Source organism: Frankia sp. CeTa3Moorea (assembly GCF_978021225.1).
Genome location: NZ_CDXDOR010000230.1, coordinates 1 through 5,307 on the forward strand (window position 1 = coordinate 1; position 5,307 = coordinate 5,307).

7 protein-coding genes are annotated in these 5,307 nt (G+C 71.3%); 3 read left to right on the plus strand and 4 right to left on the minus strand.

Annotation, left to right across the window (positions count from 1 at the left end; translation table 11 throughout):
* Nucleotides 1–63: 63 nt before the first annotated feature.
* The gene (locus tag AC08OV_RS23240; protein ID WP_476620320.1) at nucleotides 64–1,200 is read left to right on the plus strand and encodes an arginine deiminase family protein; all 1,137 of its coding nucleotides are present in this window, start codon (nucleotides 64–66) and stop codon (nucleotides 1,198–1,200) included.
* Nucleotides 1,201–1,419: 219 nt separating this feature from the next.
* Here AC08OV_RS23240 and AC08OV_RS23245 read toward each other — a convergent pair whose 3' ends face one another.
* Complete coding sequence (locus AC08OV_RS23245) at nucleotides 1,420–1,773, minus strand: DUF6204 family protein (RefSeq protein ID WP_476615537.1); 354 nt, start codon at nucleotides 1,771–1,773, stop codon at nucleotides 1,420–1,422.
* A 115-nt stretch (nucleotides 1,774–1,888) separates the two neighbouring features.
* Nucleotides 1,889–2,083 (minus strand): hypothetical protein, encoded by a 195-nt coding sequence (locus tag AC08OV_RS23250; protein WP_476615538.1) that lies wholly within the window; start codon nucleotides 2,081–2,083, stop codon nucleotides 1,889–1,891.
* A gap of 47 nt (nucleotides 2,084–2,130) precedes the next feature.
* On the opposite strand from AC08OV_RS23250, the gene AC08OV_RS23255 reads away from it, so the two are divergent.
* Entirely contained in the window at nucleotides 2,131–2,772 is a 642-nt protein-coding gene (locus AC08OV_RS23255) for a hypothetical protein (protein WP_476615539.1), read from the plus strand.
* Between the two features lie 95 nt (nucleotides 2,773–2,867).
* On the opposite strand, the gene AC08OV_RS23260 is transcribed toward AC08OV_RS23255, so the two are convergent.
* On the minus strand, nucleotides 2,868–3,635 hold the full coding sequence (locus AC08OV_RS23260; protein WP_476615540.1) for a 4'-phosphopantetheinyl transferase family protein: 768 nt from the start codon (nucleotides 3,633–3,635) through the stop codon (nucleotides 2,868–2,870).
* Nucleotides 3,636–3,763: 128 nt separating this feature from the next.
* Complete coding sequence (locus tag AC08OV_RS23265) at nucleotides 3,764–4,639, minus strand: metallophosphoesterase family protein (protein ID WP_476615541.1); 876 nt, start codon at nucleotides 4,637–4,639, stop codon at nucleotides 3,764–3,766.
* Between the two features lie 218 nt (nucleotides 4,640–4,857).
* On the opposite strand from AC08OV_RS23265, the gene AC08OV_RS23270 reads away from it, so the two are divergent.
* Nucleotides 4,858–5,244: a YkvA family protein gene (locus tag AC08OV_RS23270; protein WP_476615542.1), complete on the plus strand. Its 387-nt coding sequence runs from the start codon at nucleotides 4,858–4,860 to the stop codon at nucleotides 5,242–5,244.
* Nucleotides 5,245–5,307: the final 63 nt, after the last annotated feature.

Sequence of the window (5,307 nt, forward strand, 5' to 3'; positions counted from 1 at the left end):
GTCGGTGTTGGGGGTGATGGTGTCGGGGGTGCCGGGCCGGTGCGGTCGCTACCTGGTCACCGGATGACCGGGCCGACGGTTCTCATCCAGAATCCGACGGTGGTGCAGCCGGCCGAGACGTCGGTGTTCCTGGCACCTCGTCCGTCCTACGACCCGGTCCGGGCCGCGGCCGAGTCCGCCGCGGTGCGAGCGGTGCTCGCCGACCTTGGGGCCCGTCCCTGTGCCCCGTCCGAGATCCTCGCGGCGCTGCCCCGGGAGGTCCTGATCGAGCTCGCCGTCCGCGCGGTCAGCGCCGAGGACGACCTGCGAATGGCCGCCGCCCGCGAGGCGCTCCACGACTGGTCGGCGCCGGCGTTGGTGCCGGTGGTGCTGCGCCAGCCGCGGCTGCTGCTCGACCCCGGCGCCGCCCGCGGCGTGATCGGTCCCGACCAGGCGGACGAGAGCTACGCCCTGCGTCCCCTGGCCGGGTTGATGTTTCCCCGTGATCATTATGTCGATCTCGGTGAAGCGGTCGCGGTCGGCCGGTTGCGGCGCCGGGACCGGGCCCGCGAGACGGTCGTCATGGCGGCCGTGCTGCGCGGGTTGCGGGGCCGATCGGCCGAGGTCCGCGTCCCGGAGCCGCTGTTCCTGGAAGGCGGGGATCTGGTGAGCTGCGGCGATGTGGCCGTCCTCGGCACCAGTTGGCGGACCAGCCCGGCAGTCTGGGGGCTGTTGCGTCCGCATCTGCTGGCCAGCTTCGGTCACGTGGTGCGGGTCCGCGACGAGCTGCGGCGTGACGGCCAGCCCCATCTGAACTCCTGGCTCGGCCTCGGCCCGGGGATCGCCCTCGTCGCCGCCGATCGGCTGCACGCCCCGGCGGTGGTGGAACGCGACGGCGTCGCCGGCCGGGAGACGACGCTGGTCGACGCCCTGCGAACGATCAATCTCGCCGTCTGTCCGCTGGCACCGGACATGGTCGCCGCCTTCGCCGCTGGGGTGTTCTTCCTGCCGGCCTTCGCGCCGCCGGAATCGGTCCTCCGGCCGGAATCAGAATCGGTCCTCCGGCCGGAGCCGGCCGCCCTGGTATCCACGGCGAGTGCGCCCTGGACCGAACCGGTGCTGTCGCGGTTCGGGATCCAGACCGTCGCGGTGCCGTTCGATGAACATCACAAGCAGTTCGGCAGCCTGCACCGGGCGCTCAACACCGTCCCGCTGCACTGATGGCGCACCGTCCGTGCCCTCCAGAACGGGCCGTGAACGCTCCTCAGGGAGCCTCCCAGACCCGAGGACCGCAGTAAGCCTGTGCGCCGGCTCGGTGCGTCCGGCCTCGCGCTCGGGCCGATCTTCGCCTCCTCCGCCCACGGTTACGACACCATCGACCATCTCCGCATCGATCCGCGGCTCGGCGACGACCGCGGCTGCCCGCGCCCAGAGACCCGGTCAGATCTGTCGGGCGGCGCGCCGTCCACGGGCACCCAACGGGACCTTGGAAAGATCCTCGGCCTGCGACCGGAGGTTCTTGTAGCGGTAGCCGCGTTCGGTCAGCCAGGCTGCGGCGGTCGCCCGCGCACGGTCGGTCGCGGCCACCATGTCCTCCTCGGCCTCGCCGGAATCCAAGAAACGGAAGGTGAAGAAGGGCCTGGTGGCGATGTCGTAGGTAAGGCTGCCCTTCGGCGTGAACGCGGCCTGCAGGATGTCGTGTTCCGCCGCGTGGGCCAGCAGCTCGGTGCGCTGGTCATCGGTCAGCCCGTCGAAGGCGCCGCGGACGGTGATGCGGAAGGTACGGGTGCTCATGGCTCGATCTCATCATTCCCAGTCGTGCCGTCCAGCGATTTTCGGCGCCGCGCGGCCGGTTGCGCGGGTCCGGCGGGTCCGGAGTGAGAACGCACCGTGAGCCCGATGCCGAGGATCAGGCAAGGGTGGAACCATTCTCGTCGGCCTGCGGGGCGTCGGACGCGGCCAGCCGCGCGTGCAGGCGGGCGCGGACCTCCTCGGGGGAGTAGGCGACCCGCCGGCGCTGGCTGCGCGCGACGAGCACGCCGGTGGCGGCCACTCCGGCGAGTCCGGCCACGCCGAGCAGCTTTCCCCATCGAGCGCGATTCATCCGTCCAGGTTAGGGCGCCCTTGCGTCGGCTGCGGCATGCTACCGGCATGCCTGATTCGCGGATCAGCCTGGCCGATGCCCTGGAACTGACGCGGACCGGCGACCTGTGGCTGTTCCGCGGCCGCACGGCGGTGGACCGGGCGATCCAGACGACGACCAACAGCCCGGTGAACCATGTCGGCATGGCGGTGGTCGTTGACGATCTTCCGCCGCTGATGTGGCACGCCGAGCTGGGGAAATCGTTGCCGGACGTCTGGGCGGGCACGCATCAGCGCGGCGTGCAGTTGCACGACCTGCGTGCGGCGGTGGAGGTCTGGGCGCGCCGTTACGGCCAGCGGGCCTGGCTGCGTCAGCTTGAGCCCGCGGTCCGCGCCGAGCAGGAGGATGCCGTGCTGCGGACCGTCGCACGGCTCGACGGCACGCCGTTTCCGTCCACGGCCCGGCTGGCGACACGCTGGCTGCGTGGCCGGCTTCCGCGTCCCCGCCGGATGACGAGCGAGCACGCGCTGGAGACCGCGTACTGCGCCGAGGTCGTGGCTGTTACCTACGAGGCGATGGGCCTGCTGCCGTCCGGTCGCCATCCGAACTGGTACGACCCGGGGAGGTTCTGGAGCGGTGACGACCTGCGTCTGTCCGGAGGCTTCGTGCTGGGCGGGGAGATTGTCGTGGACGTGGACGACTCTGCCTAGCGTCGCGTCTGCCTAGCGTCGCGTTCGGCGGGTCCGTGCGGCGGCCGTTGACCAGGATCCGGTTCCTTGTCTTTCCAGAGCCTTTCGTGCCCGATTTATCCCTCTGGATAGGCAGGGTGCGTCTGGGGGGATGCTGTCGCCACGGGGGTGCCGTCCAGGTGCGGCGCGGTGATCGCGGTGACCAGCAGGCCGCGGGCCGAGAGCCAACGACCGTCGAAGCCGGTCAGCTCACCGCAGGCCAGCCGCGGCCCCGCCACCAGGAGTTTCGCGGTGAAGGTGCCCCGGGCGGCCGGGCCCAGCGCCGGCGGGCCCATAGGTGCGGTGCCCGGGTGGATCACGAGGGCGGCGTCTCCGAAGCCAAGCCAACGTTCCGCCAGCGGGTACCACGCCTTGTAGACGGACTCCTTGGCGCTGAACAGCAGCCGGTCCCAGCAGACGGCCGGGCGGGCGCGGGTGAGGGCCGCGAGCCAGCCCTCCTCGGCGGGAACGGTGATCTCCTTCAGTACCCCGCCGGGTGTGGGTTCGTTCGGCTCGGCGTCGATGCCGATGGTGTGGACCTCCGCCGCCCGGGCCACCGCGGCCGCCCGGTAGCCGGCGCAGTGGGTGATGCTTCCCACCACTCCGTCCGGCCAGCCGGGTGCGCCGCGGGAACCGGGCAGGATCGGCGCCGCCGGAAGCCCGAGCCCCTCCAGCGCGCGATGCGCGCATACCCGGGCGGTGGTGAACTCGCGGCGCCTCTTGTCGACCGCGCGGCTCAGCAGCGCGGCCTCCTCGGGGAACAGCACGGCCGAGGGATCGTCCTCGAATGCCTCGACGGCGACGGCCGCCGCGGGCAGCAGGCTCGCAAGCAGGCGCGGATCCACCCTCTTTACTCCGCTACCCGTTACCCCGCTACCCGTCCCTGACGTCGAAGCCGGCGCCCCCGGCGGCGCCGAGCCTGCCCCCGGCGCCACTCTCGATCCCGGCGTGGAACTCGATCCTGACATCGCGCTCAGTCCCGGCGGGCCGGCGGTGCGGGGAAGGGCAGGATCTGCCGTAGCCCGGACCATGGCTTGCCCCACACCGCGCGTTCCCGGGGGTAGCCCATCGAGACCTCCTCGAAGCGGACGTCGTCGTACCAGGTGGTGCGGGGAATGTGCAGATGACCGTAGACGACCGCGCTGGCCCGGAACCGCGTGTGCCAGTCGGCCGTGCTCGTGGTGCCGCACCACAGCGCGAATGTGGGGTACCGCAGTACCGCGGTGGGCTGACGGACGAGTGGCCAGTGGTTGACGAGCACCGTTGGCATTGTCGGATCGATGTCGCCGAGGCGCGCCCGGGTCTGCGCGACCCGGGCCTGGCACCAGGCGTCGATGGTGGGATACGGGTCCGGGTGCAGCACCCATTCGTCGGTGCACACGATCCCGCTTTCCCGGGCCAGGGCCAGCGCCTCCTCCTTCGTCGCCGTTTCGGCGGGACGAAAGGTGTAGTCGTAGAGCACGAACAACGGCGCGACGACGACGGGACCGCCCGTGCCCTCCCAGACCGGATAGGGATCCTCCGGGGTGACGACACCCAGCCCGCGGGCGATCTCCACGAGATGCCGGTAGCGCTGTTCGCCGCGCAGCTGCACCGGGTCCTGCTTGGGAGTCCACAGCTCGTGATTCCCCGGCACCCAGACAACCTTCGCGAAACGCCCGCTGAGCTGCTTGAACGTCGTCTCGATATCGGCGACCGTCTCGGCGACGTCACCGGCGAGGATCAGCCAGTCGTCGGATGATCCGGGTGCGATGTCCTCCACCATCCGCCGGTTCTCGGGGTAGGCGACATGCACGTCACTGACGGCCAGCAGCCGCCCGGGCGAAACCGGGGAATCCGTCCGGGACACAGGGCGAAGCCTACCGGCGCGGCCACCGACACGTCCGCCGGATGAAAATGCTGTTCCGATGTTCGAGATGGCGCCGGATGGGCATCCTGATCGAGGATCACCGCGAGGGATTCGGTGGCGATCCCTCGCGGACGACACGATGAGCCGACGGATCCGGCCGATCTTGCGGGAGTGGACAGCGATGAACGACAGTGGGCAGCGATGAGTGGTGGGCAGCGATGAGTGACAGCGTCGGAACCGGGCTGCTCGTCGCCCTCGGGGTCCTCGCCGTGATCATCCTGGCGCTGGCCGTGGCCGCGCTGGTCGTCGTCCGGAAGTACCGGCTGCCGCTGCGGGGCCTCGTGGCGACCCTGGCGGGCCTCGCCTACGTCATCTCCCCGGTGGACGCCGTCCCGGAGATTCCGCTGGGGCCGATCGGACTGATCGACGACATCACCGTGATTATCGCGGCGGTGGTCTACCTGCGCGGCCTGATCGCCGCGCGGCGGGGCCTGGGCCCGGCCGGGATCGATCCACCCGGCCGGGCGCCCCACCCGATGCCGCGGCAGCCTCCGCCGCCTCGGACACCGCCTTGGACACCGCCTCGGCGCCGTAGCCCCCGATGATGGCCGGGAGGACGACCACCGAGGCCGCCTCCTCCGGTCGCCGGCCGGGCCTCAGGAAACCTG

Coding starts and splice junctions, on each gene's coding strand:
- AC08OV_RS23250 (WP_476615538.1), bottom strand. CDS start 2,083: ATGAATCGCGCTCGATGGGGAAAGCTGCTCGGCGTGGCCGGACTCGCC.
- AC08OV_RS23255 (WP_476615539.1), top strand. CDS start 2,131: ATGCCTGATTCGCGGATCAGCCTGGCCGATGCCCTGGAACTGACGCGG.
- AC08OV_RS23240 (WP_476620320.1), top strand. CDS start 64: ATGACCGGGCCGACGGTTCTCATCCAGAATCCGACGGTGGTGCAGCCG.
- AC08OV_RS23245 (WP_476615537.1), bottom strand. CDS start 1,773: ATGAGCACCCGTACCTTCCGCATCACCGTCCGCGGCGCCTTCGACGGG.
- AC08OV_RS23270 (WP_476615542.1), top strand. CDS start 4,858: ATGAGTGACAGCGTCGGAACCGGGCTGCTCGTCGCCCTCGGGGTCCTC.